Annotated in this window: 22 protein-coding genes; 12 read left to right on the forward strand and 10 right to left on the reverse strand. The window is 65.8% G+C overall.

Features of this window, described 5'->3' with window-relative positions:
- Nucleotides 1-39: 39 nt before the first annotated feature.
- From J8I26_RS04475 to xylF, 6 genes are all read right to left on the reverse strand, one after another.
- Nucleotides 40-921 carry an amidohydrolase family protein gene (locus J8I26_RS04475; protein ID WP_209604407.1) on the reverse strand — a complete coding sequence of 294 codons (882 nt, stop codon included), beginning with the start codon at nucleotides 919-921 and terminating at the stop codon, nucleotides 40-42.
- Nucleotides 922-954: 33 nt separating this feature from the next.
- The gene (locus tag J8I26_RS04480) at nucleotides 955-2,739 is read right to left on the reverse strand and encodes an IlvD/Edd family dehydratase (protein WP_209604410.1); all 1,785 of its coding nucleotides are present in this window, start codon (nucleotides 2,737-2,739) and stop codon (nucleotides 955-957) included.
- Nucleotides 2,740-2,781: 42 nt separating this feature from the next.
- Nucleotides 2,782-3,585, reverse strand: coding sequence for an SDR family oxidoreductase (locus J8I26_RS04485; protein WP_245200053.1), 804 nt, complete (start codon nucleotides 3,583-3,585; stop codon nucleotides 2,782-2,784).
- A gap of 40 nt (nucleotides 3,586-3,625) precedes the next feature.
- Nucleotides 3,626-4,765 carry a sugar ABC transporter permease gene (locus tag J8I26_RS04490; protein WP_209604412.1) on the reverse strand — a complete coding sequence of 380 codons (1,140 nt, stop codon included), beginning with the start codon at nucleotides 4,763-4,765 and terminating at the stop codon, nucleotides 3,626-3,628.
- A 22-nt stretch (nucleotides 4,766-4,787) separates the two neighbouring features.
- The gene (gene xylG, locus J8I26_RS04495; protein WP_209604413.1) at nucleotides 4,788-6,362 is read right to left on the reverse strand and encodes a D-xylose ABC transporter ATP-binding protein; all 1,575 of its coding nucleotides are present in this window, start codon (nucleotides 6,360-6,362) and stop codon (nucleotides 4,788-4,790) included.
- Between the two features lie 116 nt (nucleotides 6,363-6,478).
- Entirely contained in the window at nucleotides 6,479-7,459 is a 981-nt protein-coding gene (gene xylF / locus J8I26_RS04500) for a D-xylose ABC transporter substrate-binding protein (protein ID WP_245200124.1), read from the reverse strand.
- A gap of 469 nt (nucleotides 7,460-7,928) precedes the next feature.
- On the opposite strand from xylF, the gene J8I26_RS04505 reads away from it, so the two are divergent.
- Complete coding sequence (locus J8I26_RS04505) at nucleotides 7,929-9,191, forward strand: DNA-binding transcriptional regulator (protein WP_209604417.1); 1,263 nt, start codon at nucleotides 7,929-7,931, stop codon at nucleotides 9,189-9,191.
- Nucleotides 9,192-9,236: 45 nt separating this feature from the next.
- Nucleotides 9,237-10,304 (forward strand): aldose epimerase family protein, encoded by a 1,068-nt coding sequence (locus tag J8I26_RS04510; RefSeq protein WP_209604419.1) that lies wholly within the window; start codon nucleotides 9,237-9,239, stop codon nucleotides 10,302-10,304.
- A gap of 134 nt (nucleotides 10,305-10,438) precedes the next feature.
- Here the strand turns inward: J8I26_RS04510 and J8I26_RS04515 are convergent, their stop codons facing one another.
- Nucleotides 10,439-11,572, reverse strand: a complete 1,134-nt coding sequence (locus J8I26_RS04515) for a Fic family protein (RefSeq protein ID WP_209604421.1) — start codon at nucleotides 11,570-11,572, stop codon at nucleotides 10,439-10,441.
- Between the two features lie 204 nt (nucleotides 11,573-11,776).
- Nucleotides 11,777-12,406: a carbonic anhydrase gene (locus J8I26_RS04520; RefSeq protein ID WP_209604423.1), complete on the reverse strand. Its 630-nt coding sequence runs from the start codon at nucleotides 12,404-12,406 to the stop codon at nucleotides 11,777-11,779.
- Nucleotides 12,407-12,778: 372 nt separating this feature from the next.
- Between J8I26_RS04520 and J8I26_RS04525 the strand changes: the two genes are divergently transcribed.
- Complete coding sequence (locus J8I26_RS04525) at nucleotides 12,779-13,147, forward strand: hypothetical protein (RefSeq protein ID WP_209604426.1); 369 nt, start codon at nucleotides 12,779-12,781, stop codon at nucleotides 13,145-13,147.
- A 40-nt stretch (nucleotides 13,148-13,187) separates the two neighbouring features.
- Here the strand turns inward: J8I26_RS04525 and J8I26_RS04530 are convergent, their stop codons facing one another.
- Nucleotides 13,188-14,033 (reverse strand): alpha/beta hydrolase, encoded by an 846-nt coding sequence (locus J8I26_RS04530; RefSeq protein ID WP_209604428.1) that lies wholly within the window; start codon nucleotides 14,031-14,033, stop codon nucleotides 13,188-13,190.
- Between the two features lie 88 nt (nucleotides 14,034-14,121).
- Between J8I26_RS04530 and J8I26_RS04535 the strand changes: the two genes are divergently transcribed.
- Together J8I26_RS04535 and J8I26_RS04540 are read left to right on the forward strand one after the other, a co-directional pair.
- The gene (locus tag J8I26_RS04535; protein WP_209604430.1) at nucleotides 14,122-14,973 is read left to right on the forward strand and encodes a LysR family transcriptional regulator; all 852 of its coding nucleotides are present in this window, start codon (nucleotides 14,122-14,124) and stop codon (nucleotides 14,971-14,973) included.
- 152 nt (nucleotides 14,974-15,125) lie between these two features.
- A complete protein-coding gene (locus tag J8I26_RS04540; protein ID WP_209604432.1) occupies nucleotides 15,126-16,175 on the forward strand; it encodes an ABC transporter substrate-binding protein in 1,050 nt (349 codons plus the stop codon).
- A gap of 26 nt (nucleotides 16,176-16,201) precedes the next feature.
- Here J8I26_RS04540 and J8I26_RS04545 read toward each other — a convergent pair whose 3' ends face one another.
- On the reverse strand, nucleotides 16,202-16,768 hold the full coding sequence (locus J8I26_RS04545; protein WP_209604434.1) for a DUF4865 family protein: 567 nt from the start codon (nucleotides 16,766-16,768) through the stop codon (nucleotides 16,202-16,204).
- A gap of 203 nt (nucleotides 16,769-16,971) precedes the next feature.
- Here J8I26_RS04545 and J8I26_RS04550 point away from each other — a divergent pair, with 203 nt between their 5' ends.
- From J8I26_RS04550 to J8I26_RS04580, 7 genes are all read left to right on the forward strand, one after another.
- Entirely contained in the window at nucleotides 16,972-18,420 is a 1,449-nt protein-coding gene (locus J8I26_RS04550; protein WP_209604436.1) for an FAD/NAD(P)-binding protein, read from the forward strand.
- Nucleotides 18,421-18,441: 21 nt separating this feature from the next.
- On the forward strand, nucleotides 18,442-19,791 hold the full coding sequence (locus J8I26_RS04555; protein ID WP_209604438.1) for an LLM class flavin-dependent oxidoreductase: 1,350 nt from the start codon (nucleotides 18,442-18,444) through the stop codon (nucleotides 19,789-19,791).
- A gap of 14 nt (nucleotides 19,792-19,805) precedes the next feature.
- Nucleotides 19,806-20,021, forward strand: a complete 216-nt coding sequence (locus J8I26_RS04560) for a hypothetical protein (protein WP_209604440.1) — start codon at nucleotides 19,806-19,808, stop codon at nucleotides 20,019-20,021.
- 200 nt (nucleotides 20,022-20,221) lie between these two features.
- On the forward strand, nucleotides 20,222-21,046 hold the full coding sequence (locus J8I26_RS04565) for an ABC transporter substrate-binding protein (protein ID WP_209604442.1): 825 nt from the start codon (nucleotides 20,222-20,224) through the stop codon (nucleotides 21,044-21,046).
- A gap of 90 nt (nucleotides 21,047-21,136) precedes the next feature.
- Entirely contained in the window at nucleotides 21,137-21,868 is a 732-nt protein-coding gene (locus tag J8I26_RS04570) for an amino acid ABC transporter permease (RefSeq protein ID WP_209604444.1), read from the forward strand.
- Nucleotides 21,868-22,629 (forward strand): amino acid ABC transporter permease, encoded by a 762-nt coding sequence (locus J8I26_RS04575; protein ID WP_209604447.1) that lies wholly within the window; start codon nucleotides 21,868-21,870, stop codon nucleotides 22,627-22,629. Before J8I26_RS04570 ends, J8I26_RS04575 begins: the two co-directional genes overlap by 1 nt.
- A gap of 150 nt (nucleotides 22,630-22,779) precedes the next feature.
- Nucleotides 22,780-24,534, forward strand: coding sequence for a sensor domain-containing diguanylate cyclase (locus J8I26_RS04580; RefSeq protein WP_209604449.1), 1,755 nt, complete (start codon nucleotides 22,780-22,782; stop codon nucleotides 24,532-24,534).
- Nucleotides 24,535-24,537: the final 3 nt, after the last annotated feature.

A 24,537-nucleotide genomic window follows, 5' to 3' on the forward strand; every position in this document is an offset into this window, starting at 1 on the left:
GTCACGACCGTGCCGGCAAGCTCATCCGTGCGCTGCCGATCACGAGGACAACCGGTAGATCCGCTCGGACACCCCGCCCCACAGCGCATCCTCGTCGCCCTCGCAAAGGCGGCTGGCCGCCCATTCGCGCACTACCGAGACCACCTTCGAGTAGGACGCCGCCAGCAGGCACATCGGCCAGTCCGAGCCGAACATCAGGCGTTGCGGGCCGAACAGTTCCAGCGCCGTGTCCAGGCAGCGCAGCATGTGGTCGTAATCGCGCGGACTCAGGCCGCGCAGCCAGTCGGCCTCGGTCAAGAGGCCGGAGATCTTGCAGCTGACGTGGGGCATCGCCGCCAGTTCGCGCAGTGCTTCGCGCCAGTGTTCGAAGGCGCCCTTGTTCTTGCGGAATTCCTTCAGGGCCGGTTTTCCCAGGTGGTTCAGCACCAGCCAGTGCCGGTCATGGCGGTCGCAGAAGGAACGCACCGCCGCGAGCTGGCGCTCGTGCACCAGGACGTCGTAGACATAGCGCCGATCCTGCAGCCAACGCAGGCCTGCGTTGAACTGCGCCTGCGCGAGGAAGGCGGTCGGGTCGGCCTCGTCCGATATCTGGTGGCGAAAGCCCAGCAGCTTGCCCTGCCCCCAGCGCTCCACGTTGTCGGCCAGCGCGGGTGAAGACAGATCCTCCCAACCGATGACGCCGGCGATGCGCCGGTCACGTTGCGCCAGCTCCAGCAGGAAGGCGGTTTCCTCCCTGCCCGCACGCGCCTGCACCGCAATGGAGGCATGCAGGCCCTGGGCCTCCAGCAGTGGCTGGAACTGGTACGGCAGGCGATCCTGCGCCAGCAGATCCATGCCGGCGCCTATCCACGGATAGTCCTCGGAGCGGTAACGCCAGAAATGCTGGTGCGCGTCGATCCTGCGCGGCGGTCTGGGGTTCATGGCGGCAAGCCGGGGCGCATGGTCGGTGCGTCCTCAGTGATTGTGGCGCGGCATGGTATTGGCCACGCCCTGGTATTTCAGCGCCGGCTCCATGCAGGCACCGCTCTCCAGCTGGCCGACGGTGGCGCGGTAGAGCTCCTGCCACGGCGTCTGGCTGGCCGGCACGGCGGGGATGCCTTCGCCCTTGCGTCGCGCCAGTTCTTCCTCGCTGATCAGCATGTCGCATTGGCCGGTATTGAGGTCGATGCGGATGCGGTCGCCGTCGCGCAGATACGCCAGGCCGCCGCCGACCGCGCTTTCGGGCGAGGCGTTGAGAATGGAGGGACTGTCCGAGGTGCCCGACTGGCGGCCGTCGCCCAGCGTCGGCAAGGTGGTCACGCCGCGCCGGATCAGGGCGTCCGGCGGTTGCATGTTGACCACCTCGGCCGACCCCGGCCAGCCCACCGGGCCGGCGCCGCGGATGACCAGGATGCTGTCTTCGCCGATGCCGGAAGCCGGGTCGTTGATGCGTGCGTGGTAGTCGTCGGAACCGTCGAACACGGCGGCCGTGCACTCGAACACGCCTTCGCTGCCGGGCGTGCTCAGGTAGCGTTGGCGGAAGCTCTCCGAGATGACGCTGGTCTTCATGATGGCGAAGTCGAACAGGTTGCCCTTCAGCACCAGGAAGCCGGCGCGCTCCCGCAGCGGCGCCTGGAACGGGAACACCACCTCGCGGTCGCCGGTTTCGCGCCCTTGCAGGTTCTCGGCCATGTTCTTGCCGGTGGCGGTGATGCGCCCGGCGCGCAGCTTGCCGGCCTGCTGCAGCTCCCACATCACAGCCGGCACGCCGCCGGCGCGGTGGAAGCGCTCGCCCAGAAATTTGCCGGCCGGCTGCATGTTCAGCAGCAGCGGCACGTCGTAACCGTAGGCCATCCAGTCTTCTGAATGCAGCTCGACACCGGCGTGGCGCGCCATCGCCATGATGTGCGGCTGGGCGTTGGTGGAACCGCCGATGGCGGCATTGACCACGATCGCGTCGAGGAAGGCGTCGCGCGTGAGGATGGCCGACGGACGCAGGTCTTCGTGCGCCATGCCGACGATGCGGCGGCCGGTTTCATAGGCCATCTGGCCGCGCTCGCGGTAAGGCGCGGGAATGGCCGAGCAGCCGGTCAGCGACATGCCCAGCGCCTCGGCGATGGCATTCATGGTGGAGGCCGTGCCCATGGTGTTGCAGTGGCCGGCCGATGGCGCCGAGGCGGCGGCGATCTCCAGGAACTTCTCGTTGTCGATCAGCCCGGCCGACAGCTGCTTGCGTCCCTTCCAGATGGCGGCGCCGGAGCCGACCAGCTCACCGTCCATCCAGCCGTCCAGCATCGGGCCGCCGGAGAGCACGATGGCGGGAATGTCCACCGTGGCCGCAGCCATGATCTGCGCCGGCGTGGTCTTGTCGCAGCCGGTGGTGAGCACCACGGCATCGATGGGATAGCCGTGCAGGATCTCCACCAGCGTCATGTAGGACAGGTTACGGTCGATCGCGGCGGTCGGGCGGCGACAGTTCTCGAAGACCGGGTGCAGCGGAAACTCCATCGGGATGCCGCCGGCGTCGCGGATGCCGTCGCGCACCCGTTTGGCCAGGTCGAGGTGGATACGGTTGCAGGGGCTGATGTCGCTGCCGCTTTGGGCGATGCCGATGATGGGCCGGCCCGAGCGCAGCTCCTCGGCGGTGATGCCGTAGTTCATGAAGCGCTCGAGGTAGAGCGCGGTCATGTCGATATGGTCGGGATTGTCGAACCAGTCCTGCGAGCGGAAGCGTCGGGGCGATGGATGCGGTGTGTTCATGGGCTTGCCTGCGGTGGATGCGATGGATGCGGTTGCGTGGGCTCAGGCGCCGTACCAGCCGGCGTCGACGTAATAGTCGCGGCCGGTGCACCTGGCCGCGCTGTCGGAGGCCAGGAACAGCGCCAGCGCGGCGACGTCGTGGGTTTCCACGCGCTGCGCCAGGCATTGCGCGGCGAGGATCTTCGCCTCTTCCTCCGGCGTATGCCAAAGCGCCATCTGGCGCGGCGTGCGCACCGCGCCGGGGACGATGCAGTTCACCCGTACGCCGTCGCCGCCGAGGTCGCGCGCCAGTCCGCGCGTCAGGCCCTCAATGGCGGCCTTGGCCGTCATGTAGAGCGACAGATTGCGCAGCGCGAGGTGCCAGGAGATCGAGCCGAAATTGAGGATCACGCCCCTGCCCTGCGCCCGCATGGCCGGCGCCACCGCCTGCGCGCAGAAGAACTGGTGACGCAGGTTGACGCCCATGCGCTCGTCCCAATAGGCCGGGCTGACGTCGCCGACCTGGTGGCGGTCGTCGTTGGCGGCATTGTTGATGAGCACGTCCACCGTGCCAGCCAGCTTTTCGATCAGGACGAAGGCAGCGGCCAACGCCTCAAGATCAAGCAGGTTGCATTGCAGGAAGGTCGGGGGCGTCGGCAGCTGCTTCAGTGATGCTTCCAGCTCGCGCGACTCCTTGACCGCGATGTCGAGGAAGAATACCCGCGCGCCCTGTTGCGCAAAGGCCGCTACCAGCGCGGCGCCGATGCCGGTGCCGCCGCCGGTGATGACGACCTTCCTTCCGGCGAGACTGGGATAGATGGCGTGTTCCACGGCGGATCCGGACTGGGCCTGGGTCGATACGGTCATGATGTCTGTCGTTGAGTAAGGTTGAAAAGCGTGAATGGCATCAGCGGCTCGATCGGGTGCTGACGTCCACCCACACGGCCAGCACCAGGATGCTGCCCTTGACGATCATCTGCCAGTAGGTGCCGACGTCGAGCATCGACATGCCGTTGTCCAGGCTGGCCATGACCAGCGCGCCGATCAGCGCGCCGTAGATGGTGCCGGAGCCGCCGCGCATGGAGGTGCCGCCGATGAAGCACGCGGCGATGGCGTCGAGCTCGCCCATGTTGCCGGCCGAGGGCGATCCGGCCGCCAGGCGCGCCGTGTTGACCAGGCCGGCCAAGGCGCACATCAGGCCCATGATGCCGAACACCCAGAGCTTGACCGCCTGCACGTTCACGCCGGACAGGCGCGTAGCCTCCATGTTGCTGCCCACCGAGTAGATGCGCCGGCCGAACACGGTCTGCGTGCTTACATAGCTGAACAGGCCCAGCAGCGCCAGCAGCAGCAACACCGGCACCGGGATGCCGTCATAGCTGTTCAGGGTGCGCACGAAGGCCAGCAGCACCACGCCGATCAGCACCACCTTGCCGGCATCGCGCCACAGCGGCGGCACCGGCAGCGAATGACGTGCACGGTTCACGCGGCGGCGCCAGGTCAGCACCAGCGCGAACGCCAGCAGCACCAGCGCCAGCACGATGCCCAGTTGCTGCGGCAGGTAGCCTTGCCCCAGATAAACCAGGTCGTTGGAGACAGGCGCGATGGTCAACCCGCCGGTCACGCCCAGCAGCACGCCGCGGAAGGCCAGCATGCCGCCCAGGCCGACGATGAAGGACGGGATGCCGAGGTAGGCCGTCAGGTAGCCGTTGAGCAGCCCCATGACCAGGCCGAAGGCCAGCACCAGCGCCAGGTTGACCGGCAGCGGCAGATGGTGGCTCACATCCAGGATGGCGGCCACGCCGCCCAAGAGGCCCAGCAGCGAGCCCACCGACAGGTCGATCTCGCCGGCGATGATCACCAGCACCATGCCGCAGGCCAGGATGCCGGTGACCGACATCTGGCGCAGCAGGTTGGAAAGGTTGCGCGGCGTCACGAAGCCGCCCTCGGTTTGCCAGCTGAAGAAGGCCCAGATGATGGCGATGGCGATCAGCAGCGCCATGATCTTGTAACGACCGAAAATCTGCTTGATGTGGGTGGAGGTCATACGCAATTCCAGATTGTTTTGGTTATGCCGCAGGCGCGACGGAGTTGGCCGTCGCGGCCGACGATGCGCGCTGCGGGGATTGGTTGATCGCTGCGGCCAGCACCATCTCCTGGGTCAGGTTCTGGTTGGGGAAGTCGCCGCGCAGCTTGCCTTCGCCGATGACCAGCACCCGATCCGACACGCCCAGCACCTCGGCCAGTTCGGACGACACCATGATGATGGCCAGCCCTTGCCGGGCCAGCTCCGAGATGAGCCGGTAGATTTCGGCCTTGGCGCCGACGTCGACGCCGCGCGTGGGTTCGTCCAGGATCAGCACCTTGGGCTGGGCCAGCAGCATCTTGGCCAGCACCGCCTTTTGCTGGTTGCCGCCGGACAAGCCGGTGATGGAAAGGAAGGGACTGGCGGTCTTGACGCGCATGCGGCCGATCTCGTCCTGGATCACCTTCAGCTCGGCGTCGGCGTCGACCCGGGTACGGCGCGAGAAGCGATCCAGCACCGTCAGCGTGATGTTCTGGCCGACGCTGAGGTCCGGCACGATGCCGTGGTGCTTGCGGTCTTCCGGCACCATGCACAGCCCCAGCCGGATCGACTTGAGCGGCGTGGCAGTGTCGACTTTTGCACCATTCATCCGGACCTCGCCCTCGTGGCGGCCGGGATAGGCGCCAAACACCGCCGACACCAGCTCGGTGCGCCCGGCCCCGACCAGCCCGGCGATGCCGAGGATCTCGCCGCGACGCACCGCGAAGGACACGTCGTCGACGCGCTTGCGCCGCGGATTGTCGACGTCGTAACAGGTGATGTTGCGCGCCTCCAGTACCACCTCGCCGACCTCGTGGTTGCGCTCGGGATACATGGCGGTGATTTCGCGCCCCACCATCTGCGTGATGATGCGCTCCACGTCCAGCTCTTCCATCGGCGTGGTGGCGATATGCTTGCCGTCGCGAATCACCGAGATGGTGTCGCAGACCTCGGCCACTTCATCCAGCTTGTGCGAGATGTAGACGCAGGCCACGCCCTTGGCCTTGAGGTCCTTGATGATCTTCAGCAGGATCGCGATTTCCGACGCCGTCAGCGAAGACGAGGGCTCGTCCAGGATCAGCAGGCGCGCCTTCTTGTTGAGCGCCTTGGCGATCTCGACCAGCTGCTGGTGGCCGCCGCCGTACTGCATCACCGGCAGCGCGACGTTGATGTCGGGCATGTTGAGTTCGCGCATGAGCTCTTCGGCGCGGCGGTACATCGCGGGGTAATTCATGCGCCCGCCGGGCAGCGTGATCTCGTGGCCCATGAAGATGTTCTCGGCCACCGACAGCTCGGGCACCAGCATCAGCTCCTGGTGGATGATGACGATACCGGCCGCCTCGGTGTCGCGCACCGAATGCGCCTGCAGCGGCTTGCCGTCCCACAGGATCTCGCCCTCCCAGGTGCCGTGCGGATAGACGCCGGAGAGGATCTTCATCAGCGTCGACTTGCCGGCGCCGTTCTCGCCGCACAGGCCGACACACTCGCCCGGCCTGATCTTCAGGTCGATGCCGTCGAGGGCGCGCACACCGCCAAATTTCTTGACGATGCCTTTCATTTCTATCAGATGCTCGGACATGCCTGCTCTCGTGGGAAAAAGACGATGACGACCGTGCGCGGGTCCGTCGCGACGGCCCGCGCACGCGGCCATCCGCCCAGGCGCGGCCTGTTGCGGATGGCGTTCGGCTCTTGTTGTTACTTGCCGTCGATCTGCGCCTGGGTGTAGAAGCCGTCCTGGACCAGGATGTTGACGTTGGACTTGGTCAGCAGGATGGGCTTGAGCAGGATGGTGTCGACCTTCTTGACGCCGTTGTCGTACTGGGCGTTGTAGGTGGGCTTCTCGTTGCGCGCGAGGTGGACCGACAGCTCGGCCGCTTCGCTGGCGATCAGCTTGAGCGGCTTGTAGACGGTCATGGTCTGGGTGCCGGCGATGACGCGCTTGACGGCGGCGATGTCGGCGTCCTGGCCCGATACCGGTACCTTGCCCGCCAGCTTCTGCGCCGCCAGCGCCTGGATGGCGCCGCCGGCGGTGCCGTCGTTGGAGGCGACGATGGCGTCGATCTTGTTGTTATTGGCCGTCAGCGCGTTCTCGACGATGGACAGCGCCTCGGTCGGGTTCCATTCCTTGACCCATTGCTGGCCGACCACCTTGATGTCGCCCTTGTCGATCAGCGGCTGCAGCACCTTCATCTGGCCGGCGCGGAACATCTTGGCGTTGTTGTCGGTGGGCGAGCCGCCCAGCAGGTAGTAGTTGCCCTTGGGCTGGGCCTTGACTACGCCTTCGGCCTGCATCTCGCCGACCTTCTCGTTATCGAATGAAATGTAGGCGTCGACGTCGGCGTTGAGGATCAGGCGGTCATAGGACAGCACCTTGATGCCGGCCTTCTTGGCTTCCTTGATGGTGTTGGTCAGCACGGTGGCGTTGAAGGGCACGATGACGATCACGTCCACGCCGCGCGAGATCAGGTTTTCGATCTGGGAGATCTGGCGCGCCTCGCTGGCGTCGGCCGACTGCACGTACACCTTGGCGCCCAGCTTCTCGGCTGCGGCGGTGAAGAAGTCGCGGTCGCGCGCCCAGCGCTCCACGCGCAGGTCATCGATCGAGAAGCCGATCTTGGGGTTCTTGGCGTCGGCCATGGCGCTGGTCGCCACCATCGACAGCGACGTCGCCGCCATCAATGCCAATACACTTTTCTTCAGGATTGCGTTCATTGCCTAGTCTCCGATATTCATTATGTTTTTAAGGGGGCGCATTCCCGTACGCGGCTGGTGCCGTTCCTGATTCTTGTTGTGCCGCTGTTTTTTCTGTCGCGACCGTGCCGGGGGGATGAGTCGACTTGTCTTCTCGCTTGGCAAGCTCGCGGGGAACGCCTCTTCCGCCCTTCCCCGCTTGCCGCTGCACACCGCCGGCGCGCTGGAAATGCGGCCGGCATTGATGTGATGGCGATACTAGCCCCGCCCGATTCCTGTCTACAATTACGAAATTCACCAATCGAGGTAGCGATTCTTTCTGTTGCGATTGCACAAAATCGTGATTCGGCCGCCGGGTCGCTACAATCCTTGAAAACGACACAGACGATCCGTCGCCGGGCAACAAGAACAAGAACACCGGCGGCGCAGACAAGAAAGATCAGGAGACGGCAAAGTGGCAAAAGTGCCAACAGTGCATAGGATTGCGTTGCTGTTCAACGGCAACAAGATCTTCGACCGCGACATCATCGCCGGCATCGGCGAATACATCACCAGCACGCGCGCATCCTGGGACTTGTACCTGGAGGAGGATTTCCGTTGCCGCCTGCAGGACATCGAGCGCTGGCAAGGCCACGGCTTCATCGCCGACTATGATGACCCGGCGGTGTGCGAAGCCTTGTCGCGGGTGCAACTGCCGGTGGTGGCCATCGGCGGCTCCTACGCCGATGAAGCCGATTATCCGGCCGGCCGCACCTACGTCGCCACCGACAACTTCAAGTTGGTCAAGCTGGCCTACGACCACCTGATCGAGGCCGGGCTGCAGCATTTCGGCTGCTTCAGCCTGCCCGAGGCGGACGTCAACCGCTGGGCGCAGGAGCGCGAAAAAGCCTTCGACAGCCTGATGCAACGTGACGGCATCCAGGGCCATGTGTATCGCGGCGTGGGCACCAGCGCGCAATCCTGGGACAGCGCGGTGGAGCAGCAGATCGCCTGGCTGCGTAGCCTGCCCAAGCCGATCGGCATCATCGCCGTCACCGATGCGCGCGCCCGCCAGCTGCTGCAGGCTTGCCTGTGCGCCGGCATCGCCGTGCCCGAGCAGGTGGCCCTGATCGGCATCGACAACGATCCGCTGGCGCGCGTGCTCACGCGCGTACCGTTGAGCTCCGTGATCCAGGGCACGGTCGAGATGGGCCGCACCGCAGCCCATTTGCTGCACCAGATGCTGCATGGCGCGCGCTTTCCCGATACCCGCATCCTGGTGCCGCCGGTGGGCATCAACGTGCTGGCCTCCAGCCGCCACGAGGCGCGCAACCATCCGCACGTGATGCAGGCGATGCACTTCATCCGCCAGTACGCCTGCCAGGGCATCAAGACCGAGCAGGTGGCGGACTACGTCGGCATTTCGCGCTCTTCGCTGGAATGGTATTTCCGGCGCGAGCTCGGGCGCAGCGTGCATGACGAAATCCTGCGCTTCAAGCTGGACGCCGCCAAGCGCTTGCTGCAGGCGGCCGACAGCCACGCCGCCGACATCGCCGTGAGCTGCGGCTTCACCTCGGTGCAATACATGCACGCGGTGTTCAAGCGCGAGCTGGGCTGCACCCCGCGCGAATACCAGGAGCAACTGGCCGTCGGCGAGGATGCGCCGCGCCCGGAGGCGCAGCGCGCGCGCAAGAAATTTACGGCAGCGGCAGGCGCTGCCTCCCGCCCCACCCTTTGACGAACCATGCGGCGCGCCGGCAAGCGAGCGCGCCATGAAGACGAGATGACGCATTTCACTATTTCCAGCACCGCCACCGACAGTGGCATCACCCTCCATACCTTGTCCAACACTTCAGGCATGCGCGTGACCGTCAGCAACCGCGGCGCCGCGCTGGTCTCGTGGTGGGCGCCGGATCGCTACGGGCGGCTGGCCGACATCCTGCTCGGCTACAAGGCCGAAGACGAATACGTCGCCAATCCCGCCTACTTCGGCGCCATCGTCGGCCGCTGGTGCAACCGCATCGCCGACGGCCGCTTCAGCCTGGACGGCGTCGACTACCAGGTGCAGCGCAACGAGGGCGACAACCACCTGCATGGCGGCAGCAGCGGCTTTCACGCCTCGCCCTGGCAGGTGCAACCCGACCCGGAAGGCCTGCGCATGACCGTGGTCTCGCCCGACGGCGCCGCCGGTTTCCCCGGCAACGTGCTGGCCTCGGTGCTGTACCGCCTGGATGCCGACGGCGCGCTGCGCATCGACTACACCGCCACCACCGATGCGCCGACGCCGCTGAACCTGACCTCGCACGGCTATTTCAACCTCAACGGCGGTGTCGGCGACATCCGCGACCATGTGCTGTCGATCGACGCCGACGCCTACCTTCCGATCGACAAAGGCCTGATTCCGGAACGCCGCGCGGACGTCGCCGGCAGCGCCTTCGACTTTCGCCAGCCGGCGCCCATCGGCCCGCGCCTGGCCTGGCCGGACGAACAACTGAAGGTCGCCGGCGGCTTTGACCATTGCTATTGCCTGCGCCCGGCGGAGCGGGACGGCGAGGCGGATGCGGGCCAAGACGCCCGTCCGTTGCGCGAGGTGGCCACGGTCTACGACCCGGGGTCAGGCCGCGAGTTGACCGTTTCGACCACCGAGCCCGGGCTGCAGTTCTACAGCGGGAATTTCCTGGAAGGCGTGCAGGGTCGCGGAGAGCTTGCCTATGCCAAGCACGACGGCTTCTGCCTGGAGGCGCAGGCTTACCCTAACCAGGTCAACATGCCGGAGCGCGAGGCCGTCATTCTGCGGCCGGGGCAGATCTATCGACAGAGCACGATGTATCGTCTGAGCGTCAGGCAGTGAGGGCGATGGGCTGATTGCCCTGCCCTCTCAATAACGGCTGAGTCTTCCGACGATTCAGTCCTCACAGCGCCTCTGGTCGCCACGGGTCTTGTCGGCGTTGATCTGCAAGATCCGGTTGCGTCGGCGGACTTGGCTTACCGCGGCGCATCGGTCAATTCATAGCTGGTGCTGCGTCCGCCGGCATCAGCCTTCTTCAGCACGCCCCGCTCCAGCAGATCCGTGATGTCGCGCAGCGCCGTGTCCGGCGAGCATTTGGCGATGGCGGCCCATTTGCTGGTAGTGAGCTTGCCGTCGAAATTATCCAGCAGCTTGTTGAGCAGCTTGATCTGTCGCTCGTTCAGCGACAGCGGTCCCCAGTGCTGCCAGAAGCGCGCCTTGGCCAGCACCGCGTCCAGCGTGAGCTGCGCCTGGTCGAGCGCGCGGTGCAGGCTGTCGAGGAACCAGAGCAGCCAGCCGGTGACGTCCATCGCCCCTTTTTGCGTTCGCTCCAGCATCTCGTAGTAGGTCTTGCGATCGCGCTGGATCTGCGCAGACAGGCTGTAGAAGCGCTGCGGGCTGCCATCCGCGCGCGTCAGCAGCAGGTCGCCGATGGCGCGGGCGATACGGCCGTTGCCGTCGTCGAACGGGTGCAAGGTCACGAACCACAGATGGCCCAGGCCGGCCTTGATCAAAGGCGGTTCGCTCACCTGGCCGGCCGGCGCGTTGAGCCAGTCGAGAAAGCGCGCGGTTTCAGGCTCAAGACGGCTTGCCGGCGGCGCCTCGTAATGCACGCGCTGGCGGCCGATCGGACCGGAGATCACCTGCATGGGGCCGCCGGCATCGTCGCGCCAAGCCCCGACGTTGATCCTGGAAAGGCCCGAATAGCCGGTCGGGAACAAGGCAGCGTGCCAGCCGAACAGGCGCGCCTGGTCGACCGGCGCGGTGGCGTTGCCGGTGGCGTCGAGCACCATGTCGACCACGCCCTCGACGTGCCGGTCGATCCGCGCCAGCGCGCCGATCTCCACACCCATGCGACGGGCGATGCTGGAACGCACGGATTCGACGTTGAGGGCTTCGCCTTCGATTTCGCTGGTCTTGATGACGTCTTCGGTCAAGGCGGCCAGGCTGGCCTGGTCGCGCAAGGCCAGCCCGACGTCAGACAGCCGGCCCAGCAGAAGCCCTTGTGCGCGGCTGACGTCGGCCATCGGCGCGGCGAGCGCCGCGAGGTCGTAGCGCCAGCGCGGCCAGTCGTCGGCTTGCCAGATGTAAGAATAATCTCCGCTTTTCATGCGGCCATTATGCGAGATATTCTCCGCACAGGCAAATTATTCCCCGTAGATTATGCGGCAAATAATGGCTTCAATCGCCGCATCGAAGACGTCGTCGAGTCAGGTCCACCCGTAAATGAAAATCGGCAGGCCGTTGTCGGCCTGCCGATTCGTAGTGCAAAGATCGGAGAGGGGCCGCGAAAATCGCCCTCGCCCCTGCCCGCGTTACTTGGCTGCGGCGTGTTCTGCCAGCGGCACGAACTCGCGCGTGTTGTGATCCAGCGCGTCGATTGCGCCCGACTCGATGTCGTACACCCAACCATGCAGGGCCAGGCGGTTCTGCGCCAGCGCCAGGGCCACCGAGGGGTGGGTGCGCAGGTTATTCAATTGCGCAACGACGTTTTCGCGAACCATGGAGTCAACGCGTTCCTTGGGGCTGGAATGCGGCTTGGACTCGTTGATCATGCGGGCTGCATCGGCGTGGCGCAGCCAGTTGGCGACCGCCGGCATGTGCGTCAGGCAGGCGCAGGTCGCCACGGCGGTCATGGCGCCGCAATCGGAGTGGCCGCAGATCACGATGTCGGTGACCTTCAGCTGCGCCACCGCGTATTCGACGGTGGCCGAGACGCCGCCCGGCTCAGGGCCGAACGAGGGCACGATGTTGCCGGCATTGCGGATGACGAACAGGTCGCCCGGCTCTTGCTGGGTCACCAGTTCCGGCACCATGCGGCTGTCGGAACAGGAGATGAACAAGGTGGTCGGCGATTGCTTGGTCGCGAGACTGCGATAGAGCTCTTTACGCTCGGGGAAGACTTCCCGTTGGAATCGAAGGAAGCCGTTGATGATGTCTTGCATGGGCATGGGAAGTAAAAACGGTGAAAGTCTGGTGGCGGAGATCTCATGCTGCCTTGAAAGAGCAGCGCCTGTGGGACAGCGCCCGAAGGCGGAGTATACCTAATTGCCAAGATTCGGCCATGGGCAAGCGCATATATGCAGGTACGGGTGGACAAATGTTTCCGAGAGGACATTCATCGAGAGCAGCCCCTTCGCGATGCGCCACCGCGGCTGCCTGCGCAGGCAGCGCTGCATTGTCCGCACGACGCGCCGCCCACGGGGAACCGCGGCAATCCACCGCCGCACTCATTGATTGCCAATCGAGCAAAGTCGGTACAAGACACGCCGACCGCGATTGACGAACAATCAACCCGTTTTCAGAAAGGAAACAACATGTCCCCAACCATAGGCTCCGGCGGCGGAGCCAACGTGCACTTCAGCGAGACCCTCGTCTCGTCAACGCCGCCTCCCAGGGAGTCCGACAAAAAAGAGCCCGTCAAATCGATACTCAAAGAGACCAAGCCGGTGGATCCCCCCTCAGAAGCGCAGGTCCGCCAAGAGCGGATCAAGGCCGAATTCCTGCGCGGAGCCTTGGGCGCCGCCCCACCGAACACCAAGCAGGCGCTTGATGCGCTGTTCGCACTGGGCAGACAGCAATCATCGCGCCTCAGGCCGGAGATGAGAGCCGGCGCCAGTACGCAAGTGAAGGAAGAGAAAACCCCGGAGGAAAGCGCAGAACACGAAGAGAACAAGGCCGGCTGAACCGCACCCTGCCCGCCCGACCCCGTCAGGCAGACCCGGATCAGGCCGCTACGTTGGCGATAAAGCCCTGCAACATCCGGTTGAAAGCGCCCGGATGCGACACGTTCATGCCGTGCGATGCGCCGGCGATGGTGTGCATCTCAGCGTGCGCGATCCACTCCGCCAGCCTGGCGACATTGTCGCGGTACATCTGCGGGCTCTTCTCGCCTTGCAGCAGCAGCGTGCGGCACTTGATGCGGCCGGCCAGCTCCTGCGTGTAGGCAGGCAAGGCGTCGAGGAACTGCTTGGGCAAGGTGCTGGCGTTGTCGGTGGTCATCGTGCGAAAGCCCGTCGGGCTCCTGCTCCATGCGCCCGGCACGCTGACCGAGTCGACGAACATTTCCAGGCCGGCGTCGATGGCGCCGGCCTGGATCAATTCCGCCACCTTGGCGCGCAGTGCAACGGTGGCTGCCGGCAGCGATTCTTCCTGCAGCGGGCCACCCGGATCGGCCAGGGTCAGCGACTGCACCAGATGCGGATGCTCCTGCGCCAGCTGGAAGGCGACGCTGCCGCCACGCGAATGACCGACCAGATGCACCGGGCCGATGCCCAGCGCGGCGATGAACTCGGCAACTTCCTCAACATGCGTCTTCCAGCTGAAAGTGCCCAGCGTGTTGCTGTCGGCCAGCGGCCAATAATGGCTCAGGCTCAGCGAGATGCAGTGGAAATGACGCGACAACACCGCCATCTGGGCGTTCCAGTAACGGTAGTCGCACAGCGAACCGTGGATGAACAGCAACGGCTCCCCGCTTCCTTGCGAGACAAACGGAATGCGCCCGCCCGAGAGGGTCGAGGCGAAGCGCAAGTCGGGATCGGCGAGGCTGGCGGGAGAGATGCGTGCGTTCATGTGATGTCCTTTATGCGCACTATGCCCGATACGTATTCTTAAGAAAATCGCGTAATATTGATCGAAATCATCAATTTTTCTGATACTTATGAAATCCCTCGACCTGGATGTGCTGGCGATGATCGTGGCCGTGGCCGACACCGGCAACATCAGCCGCGCCGCCGAACTGGTGCATCGCACCCAGTCCGCCGTGAGCATGCAGATCAAGACGCTGGAGCTGGCGCTGGGCAAGCAGCTGTTCGTGCGCAAGCCCAGGAACGTGATTCCGACCCAGGACGGCGAGGTGCTGCTGACCTACGCGCGCCGCATGCTGACCCTGCGCGACGAAGCCTGGGCCGCCGTGGTGCGCCCGGACGTCACCGGCCGTGTGGTCATCGGCGTGCCGGACGACTACGCGTCCTCGCTCTTCCCGTCGATCCTGAAAAAATTCTCGGCCACCTATCCCAAGGTGGAGATCCAGGTGGTCGGCCTGCCCAGCTCGGCGCTGGCGCCCATGGTCAAGGACGGCACCGTGGACATGGTGTGCGCCACGCGCGTGAAAGGCATCACCGGCGAATTCATCCGCTTCGAGCCGATGGTCTGGGCCACGGTGCCCAGCGCCAGCGAGATCTGGCGCGAGCGGCCGCTGCCGATCGCCGTGTTCCTGCCCGGCAGCGTCGCGCGCGAGAACGCCATCCGCGCGCTGGAGCAGGCCAGGATCGGTTACCGCACCTCCTACGAAAGTCCCAGCCTGATGGGCCTGCTCAGCATGGTGGAGGCCGGCCTGGCGGTGGCGCCGCTGGCGCACTGCGCGGTGCCCAAACACTTCACGCTGCTGGGCCAGGCGCATGAGCTGCCCGACATCGCGCCGCTGGAAATGGTGCTGGCGCGCAGCGCCAAATCCAAGCGCCCGCCCTGCGACTTCCTTGCTGAAAAGATCATGGCGGAGCTGCGCCGCTGAGCGTGTCATCCCGGCTTGCGGCAGTGTTTGAAAACGATAAATAACGATTAAGCATCGGCGAAATCATTCTTTGGGATTTGCGCCGCGCCCACCTAGGATAGCCCCTCGCATATTCGCCCATCGCGGGCCAGACAATAAGGGGAGTTTCATCCATGCAGGCGCAAGTCCGCTTCCAACGCACACCGCAACACAAGACACCGACATCCTGGACAACCCGCGTGGCCGGCCTGGCCGCGGCGGCCGCCATGCTGTTCAGCGGCGCGGCCCATGCCGAAGGCCAGATCCGCATCGCCTACCAGTACGACGTGGGCGACATCCTGCTGCACGTGGTGCGTGAGCAAAAGCTGATCGAGAAATACGCCGCCCAGGAAGGCGTGCAGGCCAAGGTCGAATGGAAGCAGCTCTCCGGCGGCGCCGCGATCAACGACGCCATCCTCTCCAACACGCTGGACGTGGCCTCGACCGGGCTGCCGCCGCTGCTGACTGTGTGGGACCGCACCTATGGCAAGCAGAACATCAAGGCCATCGCCGCCCTGGGCTCACTGCCGACCTATCTGCTGAGCCGCAATCCGGCGGTCAGGACGCTGGCCGACTTCGGCCCGGGCGACCGCATCGCCCTGCCGGCTACTACTATTTCGCTGCATGCGCGACTGCTGCAGATCGCGGCCGCCGCCAAGTATGGCAAGGATAAGTACACCCACTTCGACGAGCTGACCGTCAGCCTGCCGCACAGTGAAGCCGCGGCCGCCCTGCTCTCGGGCAAGACCGAGGTCAACGCCCACTTCGCCAGCCCGCCGTTCCAGTTCCAGGAGCTCAAAGACCCGGCCATCCGCAAGATCACCACCTCCTACGAGATCCTGGGCGGCCCCGCCACCCTGAACATCCTGTGGGCGCCGGAGCGCTGGCAAAAGGAAAACCCCAAGACCTTCACCGCCCTGCGTCGCGCACTGGCCGAGGCGCTCACCTTCGTGCAGGGCAACAAGGCCGAAGCCGCTGCGATCTACGTCAGGCTGGAGAACTCAAAGCTGCCGGTAAGCTTCGTGCAGGAAATCATTTCCTTGCCGGACGTGCAATACACCCTGCAGCCGCAGAACACCTTCAAGCTGGCGTCCTTCCTGGCCGATGTCGGCGCCGTGAAGCACCGCCCGGCATCGTGGAAGGACTACTTCTTCGACGAGGCGCACAAGGACGGCGGCAGCTGAGCTTCCTTGCATTCCTTTGGCGTTCGTCAGCGCGGCAGCTCGCTTAACAAGGGTGCTGCCAGATAGAGCACCTGATAAGCCGCCGCGCCCGTCCCTGCGTCCAGCTCGCTCTCTGCAATCTGCACCCGCGTGATGCGCCATTGCTGTACATCGACTCCGACCGCCGTTGCTACGATGGCAGGCCGGGCGGCGGCTTCCCGGTTGCGTTCGGCCTCCGCCGCCAGCACTGCAGCGAGGTCCGCGTCACGCGGGATATCGACTTCCTCGCGATAGGCCAACCGTGCCGCCTTGCCCTGCCCCTTGCGGGCGTCGAGCACAAACCGCGTATCGATGCGAGGCCGGCCGAAACTGTCGATCACCGAACGGAAGCGGCCGGCGAGGAAATCGCTGAAGGCCGCCTCCTGTCGCCACAGGTAGAGCGAAGAATAGCTGTGACCGGTCGCGCCGTGACGCCCCGCCTCGCGCAACAGGAAGGCCTTGAAGTACAGATCCGGCACGTCGTTCCAGAGGGCGCCGCGCTGCGCTGCGCGGCTGCGGATGATGTCGAGGTCGTAGTCGGCGGGAAGGCGATGTTCGTAATGGGCGATCAGCATGGCGCGGCCTTTATGCGTTGTGGGAAGCGTCAACATAGCCGCCCGCCGCGCGCCTGCCCAGCGGCCGCCGGCTATTTCTGCGATCAGTTTTACGCATGATCGGAAAGCGCATAAGCACAGAAGAAATGAGCGCAACGCGCGCGCGAGGCAGGCCTTATCCTCGGATGCACTGCAGCACATCGCTGCGCTCTCATCCTGACGACATGTCCAAGCAAATTTCCGACCTCGCCATCATCGGCGGCGGCTTCGCCGGTACGGTCACCGCCATCAAGCTGCTGCGCGCCATCCGCGCCGACGCCGACGGCAACGCCGCCCCGGTCTCGATTCGCATCATCGAGAGCCGCGCCGAACTCGGTCGCGGCATCGCCTACAGCACCGACAACGACGACCACATCGTCAACGGCCCGGCGCAGTTGTTCGGCCTGTACCCCGACCGGCCCTCGCACCTGGCCGACTGGCTGGCCGCCAATGCCGCGCGCCACGGCTGGACGCCGCCTGCTGGCGCGAGCTTTGCCGAGGCCTTCCCGCCGCGCCGGCTGTACGGCAGCTACGTGCAGCAGGAGTTGCAGCAAGCGCTGCGCGACGCCGGCGCGCTGGCCAGCCTGGAGTTCGTGCAGGCGCGCGCGCTGGACCTGAACGTGGCCGCGCACGGTTACGACATCACGCTGGACAATGGCCGCCAGCTCGCCGCCGCGCGCGTGGTGCTGGCACCGGGACTATTCCGCGCCGGCAGCGGCTTCTTCAGTTCGCAGGCCGAGCGACGCGAACTGGGCGAACGCTACATCGACGACGTCTGGAATGCGCACGCCTGGAGGGACGTCGGCGGCGATGAAGACATCCTCCTCATCGGCTCCAGCCTGACCGCGCTGGACGCCGCCTTCAACGCGGAGCGCGCCGGCTTCAAGGGGCAATTCCATGCCCTGTCGCGGCGCGGCTTGCTGGTGCAGCCGCGCCGCCAGCTCGCCCCTTGGCCGGACGTGCTGGACGCCGAACGCCTGCCGGAGTCGCTGAGCGAGCTGTTGCGTGCGACACGCATCGCACGCCGCGCCGTAAAGGCAGCCGGCGCGGACTGGCAGCAACTGCCGCCGGCGATCCGGCCGCATGTGCCGACGCTGTGGAACAAGGCCTGCAATGCCGATCGCCAACGCTTCCTGCGTCACATCCGGCCGTTCTGGGAGATTGCCTTGCATCGCGCCGGCCCCGAGTCGGGCAAGAAGCTCGATCAGCTGAACGCCAGCGGACGCCTGCGACAACTGACGGGCCGCATCCGCGCGCTGCGCCCGGCCGGCGACAAAGTCGCAGTGCGATGGACGCCGCGCGGCGACACTGCCGATCAAACGCTGCTGGTCGATCGCGTGGTCAATGCCGCCGGTTATGAATTCGACTGGCTGCGGGTGGACGATACGCTGGTGCGTGCCCTGCTCACCCGCAAGCTGGTGCGCCCGCATGCGACCGGCTTCGGCATCGATGCCGACCCGACCACCGGCGAAGTGCTGGGCGCCGCGGTGGCCGTGCCCGGTACGCTGTTTGCCGTGGGTCATCCGCTGCGCGGCGCGGCCTGGGAGTCCAACTCCATTCCCGAACAAGTGGCCGGCGCCGCCAATACCGCGCTGGCGCTGGCGGCCTCGCTGCAGACCGCCGACCTTGCCTGACCCATTACCAACGTCCCCCCTATGTCCGCTTCCCGATCCCAACTGGCGCTGGGCGCCTTCCTGATGCAAACCGGCCACCACATCGCCGGCTGGCGCCATCCCGGCGCCCAGGCCGATGCCGGCAGCAATTTCGCGCACTACGTCAAACTTGCCCGCCAGGCCGAGGAGGCCAAGTTCGACGCCATTTTCATCTCCGACTCGGTGGGCGTGCGCAACCGCGACCTGGCGTCGCTGTCGCGCACCGCCCGCTCCGATCAGTTCGAACCGCTGACGCTGTTGTCGGCGCTGGCCGCCGTGACCGAGCGCATCGGCCTGATCGCCACCGCCTCGACCTCGTTCAACGAGCCTTACAACATCGCCCGCAAGTTCGCCTCGCTGGACCAGATCAGCGGCGGGCGCGCCGGCTGGAACCTGGTGACCTCCAGCGGCGACGGCGAGGCCGAGAACTTCAACCTGGTCAAGCACCTCGACCACGCGCTGCGCTACGAGCGCGCGGCCGAGTTCCACCAGGTGGTGACGGGCCTGTGGGACAGCTGGGAGGACGACGCCTTCCTGCGCGACCAGGAAAGCGGGCAATACTTCGATCCCGCGAAACTGCATGTACTGAACCACAAGGGCAAGCATTTCTCGGTGCGCGGCCCGCTCAACGTGTCGCGCTCGCCGCAGGGCTGGCCGGTGATCGTGCAGGCCGGCGCTTCGGACGCCGGGCGCGACCTGGCGGCCCGCACCGCCGAGGTGGTGTTCGTGGCGCACCAGACCTTCGACGAGGCGCGCAGCTTCTACAGCGACATCAAGGCCCGCGCCGCAGCCTACGGGCGTGCGCCGCAGGAGATCAGGATCATGCCCGGCATCTTCCCCGTGGTGGCGCCCACGCGCGCCGAGGCCGAAGAAAAATTCCAGTACCTGCAAGAGCTGATCCCGACCGTGGTCGGCGTGGGACTGCTGTCGCAGATGGTCGGCTTTGACCTTTCGCCCTATCCGGTCGACGGTCCGCTGCCGGAACTGCCGCCCACCAACGGCGCCAAGAGCCGCCAGCAACTGATGGTGGATCTGGCGCGACGCGACGGCCTGTCGATCCGCCAGACCTACCTGCGCATCGCCGGCGCGCGCGGGCACCAGCAGGTGGTGGGTTCCCCCTCCGACATCGCCGACCTGCTGGAGACCTGGTTCCGCGACGGCGGCGCCGACGGCTTCAACATCATGTCGCCGGCGCACCCGGCGGGACTGACCGATTTCATTGAGCTGGTGCTGCCCGAGCTGCGCCGCCGCGGGCTGTTCCGCACCGACTACCAGGGCCGCACGCTGCGCGAGCACCTCGGATTGCGCCGCCCGGCGCACCCGTCGGCCCGGCTGCAAGACCTGCAGAACTGAAGCAAGGCGCCGCCGTGCGCTTCGTCCTGTGCGGCATGGCCGAGAAGGCTCAATGCCGGGCACCCGAATCAATACAGCGTCGCCTGCGTACGCTGCGGCAGATCGCGATCATGGCCCTCGGCATCAAAACTGCCGTCGCTCATACGCTGGTGCATGGCGCCCGGCGACGGTGCCGGGCCGGCGCGCACTATGCGGTCACGGTGCGCGCCGGCGTGATCGAGCTGGCATGAACGCCCTGGAAGCTGCGCCGATTTCTGCATATTCAAAGCCGGAAATAGTCGTTCCCACTGACGGCAGCGCTTCCTATACTCGCTCCCATTTGGTGCACGCCGTGCATCAGATCGCATCGCCGCCGCGTCCGGATCGCCACGAGCTCCGGATGCGACGGCCACCCGCGTTCCGGAACTCACAACAACAAGGAAAACACTTCATGAAACTGCATGCCTCATTGACTCCCCTGTTCCTCGCGCTGGCGCTGGTGTCGGGCGCCGCCCACGCCGACAAGCTGGACGACATCAAGAAGGCCGGCGTGCTGCGCGTGGCCGCGTTCGACGGCAATCCGCCGTTCGGCTACGTGGACGCCTCCACTAAAAAGATCGTCGGCCTGGACATCGACTATGCCAACGAACTGGGCAAGAAGCTGGGCGTGAAGGTCGAGATCGTGCCGACCAATCCGGCCAACCGCATTGCGCTGCTGACCTCCAACAAGGTCGACCTGGTGTTCGCCAACTTCACCATCACTGAAGACCGCGCCAAGGTGATCGACTTCAGCATCCCTTATATCGCCTCGGGCCAGCAGTTCCTGGCGAAGAAGGGCCTGCTCAAGAGCGCCGACGACATCAAGAAGGTCCGTGTCGGTACCGACAAGGGCACCACGATGGAAACCACGCTGCGCGACAAGTATCCCGACACCAAGGTGGTGCTGTATGACGACACCCCGCTGGGCCTGGCCGCCCTGCGCAACGGCAACATCCAGGCGTTCAGCCAGGACGGCACCAAGCTGACCGCCATCCTGGGCACGCTGCCGGACAAGGACAAATACGAGATCCCGCCCTTCGCCATCTCCGAGGAGTACGAAGGCGTGGGCGTACCCAAGGGCGAGACCCGCTTGGTCGGCTACCTGAACGACTGGCTGCGCGACCTGGAGAAGAACGGCACCGCCCAGCAGATCTACGACAAGTGGTTTGGCCCGCAAAGCGCCCAGCCGCTGCCGCGCCTGTTCAAGATCGGCGATACCAAGCTGAGTCAGAAGTAACTCGCTCCCGGCTTGCCCGGGCAGGGCCAGTGGCCGGCATCGCGCCGGCTGCTGGCTTTTTTGTCTTTCCTGTCGCCCCTATCGCTCATCATGTTCGGCCATCTTCTCGCCCCCAAATATCTGTACTGGATGTGGCAGGGTTTCCTGACCACGCTCTGGCTGACGGCCATGGTCGCCGTGCTCGCCACGCTTTTCGGCATGCTGCTGGCGGCTGCGCGTTCTGCCCGCACGCGCTGGATCCATGCGCCGGCGGCGGCCTATACCTCGCTGTTTCGCAATACGCCGCTGCTGGTGCAACTGCTGTTCTGGTACTTCGGCGTGCCCAGTTTCTTCCCAGAGGGGGCGATGGATTGGCTCAACGCCGATCACGTGCTGTCGCTGTTCGGCCCGCTGGCGCTGCGCTGGCCCTCCTTTGAATTCCTGGCCGCGCTGTGCGGGTTGGTGTTTTACACCACCGCCTATGTCGGCGAAGAGATCCGCTCCGGCATTCGCGGCGTAGCGCCCGGCCAGGCGTTGGCGGGTGCGGCCATCGGCATGACGCGCTGGCAGGTGCTGCGCCACGTGGTGCTGCCGCAGGCGATCCGGCTGACGTTGCCCTCGTTGCTGGGGCAGTACATGAACATCCTGAAGAACACTTCGCTGACCATGGGCATCGGCCTGGCCGAGTTGTCCTATGCCTCGCGCCAGGTGGAGTCGGAAACCTTCCTCGCCTTCCAGGCCTTCGGGGTGGCTACGCTGCTCTACATCGCCGCCATCGCGGTGATCGAAAGCGCCGGCCACCTGCATCTGCGGGCACGCCGGCAACGCCAAGGGAGGGCCTGATGGATCTCTCCGTGCTGCTTGACAACCTGCCCTACCTGCTCTGGGGGAATTATCCGGACGGCGCGCTGGGCGGCGCCGCCCTGACCTTGCTGCTGAGCGCGGGCTCGGCGCTGTTGTCGGTGATCCTGGGCCTGGGGCTTGGCGTCCCGCTGGCGCTGGGGGACGGCCTCTGGCACCGGCTACTGCTGCTGGTGCTCGGCTTCTTGCGGGCCATTCCGGTGCTGATGCTGATTTTCTGGACCTACTTCCTCTTGCCGATTGCCTTCGGCATCGACGTGCCCGGCGTGCTGTCGGTGATGGCGGCGTTGTCGCTGGTGAGCGGCGCCTATCTGGCGCATTCGGTGGCCGCCGGCATCGCCGGCATCAGTGCCGGGCAATGGGAGGCCGCAATGTCCCTGGGCCTGCCGCGGCTGGCGGTGCTGCGCCATATCATCCTGCCGCAGGCGCTGCAGATCATGCTGCCCTCTTTCGTCAACCAGTGGGTCACGCTGGTCAAGGACAGTTCGCTGGCCTACATCGTCGGCGTGGGCGAATTGTCTTTCGTGGCGGCGCAGGTCAACAGCCGGCTGATGGTGCATCCGGCGGAGGTGTTCCTGTTCGTCGGGGTGTTGTACTTCCTGCTGTGCACTGCGCTGGAGCAGTTCGCCTTGTGGGTGGGACGCTATTTCAGGCCCGCGCGCATCGCCGCGCGGGAGGCGCGCCGGCAGGATCCGCGCGCAACCGCCGCCGCCGATGCGATCCAGGCCGAAGCCGTGACCTGACTTTTCGGGCGAAATGCGCCCGCCGCCTTTCATTTCCGGTACGTGCTGCCGTTAACGCGTCATAACGCGAAAACGAGCCAGCACGAAGCGCCAGCCGTATGGTCTTCTTCGTTGCCTTTCAAATAACAGACAGAACATACGCAGGGCTTCATGATCCACATTCTCCGTTCATCCTCCTCGCTGGCGAAGGTGCTGGTGCTGCCGTTTGTGGTGCTGATCGTGATGTTGTCGCTGCTCATCGGCGGCTTGTCCTATCTGGCGGGAAGCCAGGCAGTGGTGTCGGTGGCCGAGCAGATGCTGAACCAGACCGCCGACCGCATCGCGCTGACCGTGCAGCGGCATGTGGACGGCGCCACCGAGGTGCTGGAGTCGGCGCTGCCGCGCGACCTGCCGGTGGCCGACAAGGTCAATGACGACCTGCAGATGCTGCGCGCCCGCTTCTGGAGCGCCACCTCCATGCATCCGGGCCTGAGCAATTATGTTTTCTACGGCAACCGCCACGGCGACTTCGTGGGGCTGTTCCGCCGCGCCGCCGACGACGGCGAGCTGCGCGTCAAGCTGGGCTCGCAACCTTATCGCAGCGCCTATCGCGTGCAGCGCATCCGCGGCCCGCTGGGCATGGCCAGCAATGAAGAGACGCCGTTCGATCCGCGCCAGCGCCCCTGGTACCAGGCCGCCGCCAACGCCGACCGCGAGGCCTGGAGCGACATCTACATCAACTACTGGGACAAGGACCTGGTCACCACCCGCTCGCGCCTGGTGCTCTCGCCGGAGGGCCGCTTCGAGGGCGTGATCGCGGCCGATGTCTCGCTGCGCGCGCTTAACGACTTCGTGGCCGGTTTGCACGTGAGCCCGCGCGGCGTGGCCTACGTGATGGAAACCAACGGCAACCTGGTGGCCGCCTCCGACGGCGACAGCGTGCGTGTCGACCCGGCCGGCGAGATCAGTCGCCTGCGCGTGGAGGACAGCGACAACGCGCTGGTGCGCAGCACCTTCGCCACCCTGCAGCACTACCTGGCGCAGGAGCAGCTCGACGGCGGCGCCACGCGCACCTTCACCTATACCGGGCCGGACAACGAGACCGTCTACGCCGCCTATTCCTGGGTACGCGACAACGCCGGCCTGTCATGGGTGACGGTGGTGGCGGTGCCGCGCGGCGATATCCTGGAGTCGCTCGACAAGAACGTGCGCTGGACGCTGCTGATCTCGGCCGCTACGGTGGCGGCGGCCTTGCTGGTGGGCCTGAGCGTGGTGCGCTGGGTGGTGCGCGACGTGCAGCGCCTGTCGCGCGCGGCGGCCAAGATCGGCCGCGGCCAGATGAATGTGGCCCTGAAGATCGAGCGGCGCGACGAGATCGGCCAGCTGGCGCACAGCTTCATGGAAATGCAGGCCGAGCTGAGCACCGACAAGCTGACCGGCGTCACCAGCCGCGCCGCGCTGCTGCGCTACCTCGACGCTGCCGTCAACAAGCGCGGCCGGCGCGCCAACGAACTGTTCTCGCAGTTCACGCTGCTGTTCATCGACCTCAACCGCTTCAAGGCCATCAACGACAACCTCGGCCACGACTACGGCGATCTGACGCTGATCGAGGTCGGCCAGCGCCTGCGCAGCATCGTGCGCGAGGACGACATCGTGGCGCGCTTCGGCGGCGACGAGTTCGTGCTGGTGTTCTGGGGCATCGCGCAGGAAGAATTCGCCGCGAAGGTGCGCGCCAAGATCGAGAAGGTCCTGGCGCCGCCGCTGCAATGCCTGCAGGACGTCGAAGGCGCCCAGGGCATGACGGTGGGCGCCTCCATCGGCGTGGCCTTCTATCCGCGCGACGGCAAGGATGTGGAGTCGCTGCTCAAGCTGGCCGACCAGGGCATGTACGAGGACAAGGCGGCCGGCCGCAAGAGCGAGCGCTGAGCC

The sequence above is a fragment of the Herbaspirillum sp. LeCh32-8 genome, from assembly GCF_017814915.1.
Taxonomy (GTDB): Bacteria; Pseudomonadota; Gammaproteobacteria; order Burkholderiales; family Burkholderiaceae_D; genus Herbaspirillum.

Coding starts and splice junctions, on each gene's coding strand:
- J8I26_RS04475 (WP_209604407.1), bottom strand. CDS start 921: ATGAACCCCAGACCGCCGCGCAGGATCGACGCGCACCAGCATTTCTGG.
- J8I26_RS04480 (WP_209604410.1), bottom strand. CDS start 2,739: ATGAACACACCGCATCCATCGCCCCGACGCTTCCGCTCGCAGGACTGG.
- J8I26_RS04485 (WP_245200053.1), bottom strand. CDS start 3,585: ATGACCGTATCGACCCAGGCCCAGTCCGGATCCGCCGTGGAACACGCC.
- J8I26_RS04490 (WP_209604412.1), bottom strand. CDS start 4,765: ATGACCTCCACCCACATCAAGCAGATTTTCGGTCGTTACAAGATCATG.
- xylG (WP_209604413.1), bottom strand. CDS start 6,362: ATGTCCGAGCATCTGATAGAAATGAAAGGCATCGTCAAGAAATTTGGC.
- xylF (WP_245200124.1), bottom strand. CDS start 7,459: ATGGCGGCGACGTCGCTGTCGATGGTGGCGACCAGCGCCATGGCCGAC.
- J8I26_RS04510 (WP_209604419.1), top strand. CDS start 9,237: ATGACGCATTTCACTATTTCCAGCACCGCCACCGACAGTGGCATCACC.
- J8I26_RS04515 (WP_209604421.1), bottom strand. CDS start 11,572: ATGAAAAGCGGAGATTATTCTTACATCTGGCAAGCCGACGACTGGCCG.
- J8I26_RS04520 (WP_209604423.1), bottom strand. CDS start 12,406: ATGCAAGACATCATCAACGGCTTCCTTCGATTCCAACGGGAAGTCTTC.
- J8I26_RS04525 (WP_209604426.1), top strand. CDS start 12,779: ATGTCCCCAACCATAGGCTCCGGCGGCGGAGCCAACGTGCACTTCAGC.
- J8I26_RS04530 (WP_209604428.1), bottom strand. CDS start 14,033: ATGAACGCACGCATCTCTCCCGCCAGCCTCGCCGATCCCGACTTGCGC.
- J8I26_RS04535 (WP_209604430.1), top strand. CDS start 14,122: ATGAAATCCCTCGACCTGGATGTGCTGGCGATGATCGTGGCCGTGGCC.
- J8I26_RS04540 (WP_209604432.1), top strand. CDS start 15,126: ATGCAGGCGCAAGTCCGCTTCCAACGCACACCGCAACACAAGACACCG.
- J8I26_RS04545 (WP_209604434.1), bottom strand. CDS start 16,768: ATGCTGATCGCCCATTACGAACATCGCCTTCCCGCCGACTACGACCTC.
- J8I26_RS04550 (WP_209604436.1), top strand. CDS start 16,972: ATGTCCAAGCAAATTTCCGACCTCGCCATCATCGGCGGCGGCTTCGCC.
- J8I26_RS04555 (WP_209604438.1), top strand. CDS start 18,442: ATGTCCGCTTCCCGATCCCAACTGGCGCTGGGCGCCTTCCTGATGCAA.
- J8I26_RS04565 (WP_209604442.1), top strand. CDS start 20,222: ATGAAACTGCATGCCTCATTGACTCCCCTGTTCCTCGCGCTGGCGCTG.
- J8I26_RS04570 (WP_209604444.1), top strand. CDS start 21,137: ATGTTCGGCCATCTTCTCGCCCCCAAATATCTGTACTGGATGTGGCAG.
- J8I26_RS04575 (WP_209604447.1), top strand. CDS start 21,868: ATGGATCTCTCCGTGCTGCTTGACAACCTGCCCTACCTGCTCTGGGGG.
- J8I26_RS04580 (WP_209604449.1), top strand. CDS start 22,780: ATGATCCACATTCTCCGTTCATCCTCCTCGCTGGCGAAGGTGCTGGTG.